This window comes from Streptomyces sp. NPDC057474 (genome assembly GCF_042802555.1).
In the GTDB taxonomy this organism is placed as follows: Bacteria; Actinomycetota; Actinomycetes; order Streptomycetales; family Streptomycetaceae; genus Streptomyces.
This window is the reverse complement of record NZ_JBHVDX010000500.1, coordinates 1-1,253: the sequence shown is the minus strand read 5'-3', so window position 1 is coordinate 1,253 and position 1,253 is coordinate 1. Positions and strand designations below refer to the sequence as shown.

Genomic DNA, 1,253 nt, shown 5'->3' with positions numbered 1-1,253 from the left:
TTCAACACCGGCGTCACCCGCGGACTGGACTGGCGCGTCAACCAGTTGCAGCGGCTGCGGGCGCTGCTGGTCGAGAACGAGCAGGAGCTGATCGAAGCCCTCTGGGCGGACCTGAGGAAGAACGCCGCCGAGGCGAAGATGCAGGAGATCGACTTCACCGTCGCCGACATCGACGAGGCACTGGCGAATCTCGAAAGCTGGCTTCAGCCTCGCCCGGTGGAGGTTCCCGCCCACTTCGGTCCCACGACAACGGCCTACACCACGTACGACCCGCTCGGGGTCGTCCTGGTGATCGCTCCGTGGAATTTCCCGCTGCACCTTCTCATCGACCCCATCATCGGTGCGCTGGCCGCCGGGAACACCGTGGTGGCCAAGCCGAGCGAGATGTCGGTGCACACCTCGGCGGTCGCTTCACGGCTCCTGCGAGAGTACTTCGACGCCGACGTGCTCACCGTGGTCGAGGGGGGCGCCGAGGAGACCACGGCCCTGCTGGCGCAGCGTTTCGACCAGATCTTCTACACGGGCAATGGCGCGGTCGGCCGGATCGTCATGGCCGCGGCAGCCAAGAACCTCACCCCGGTCACGCTCGAACTCGGGGGCAAGTCGCCGGTCTTCGTGGCGCCCGACGCCGACGTGGACGAGACCGCGAAGCGGCTGGTCGGCGCCAAGTTCGGCAACGCGGGGCAGCAGTGCATAGCCCCCGACTACGTTCTGGCCGATCCTGCCACCGCCGCCGCACTGGTTCCCGCCCTGCGCGCGGCGGTCGACGCCCAGTTCGGCTCCACCCCGCAGACCTCAGCCGACTTCGGCCGGATCATCAACGAGCGGCACTTCGACCGGCTCACCCGTCTGCTGGACTCCGGCCGGGCGGCGGTGGGAGGCCAGCACGACCGCGACGACCTGTACATCGCCCCGACCGTGCTCACCGATGTCGACCCCGCATCGCCGGTCATGCAGGAGGAGATCTTCGGTCCGATCCTCGCCGTCGTCGAAGTCGCCGACCTCGACGCCGCCATCGCCTTCATCAACGAACGCGAAAAGCCCCTCGCGCTCTACGCCTTCACCACCTCCGAGGCCACCAAGTCGCGCCTCGTGAACGAGACGTCCTCCGGCGGCGTCGCCTGGGGCCAGCCGGTGATGCAGCTGCTCATGCCCGGCCTGCCTTTCGGCGGCGTCGGCGAAAGCGGCATGGGCCGCTACCACGGCCGGTACTCCCTCGAGACGTTCAGCCACCTCAAGGCCGTCGCGGACGT

At 68.5% G+C, this 1,253-nt stretch carries 1 protein-coding gene; it reads left to right on the top strand.

Features of this window, described 5'->3' with window-relative positions; genetic code table 11:
- A partial coding sequence (locus tag ACFU53_RS48065) for an aldehyde dehydrogenase family protein (protein ID WP_384007026.1) occupies positions 1-1,253 on the top strand: 1,253 nt, incomplete at both ends.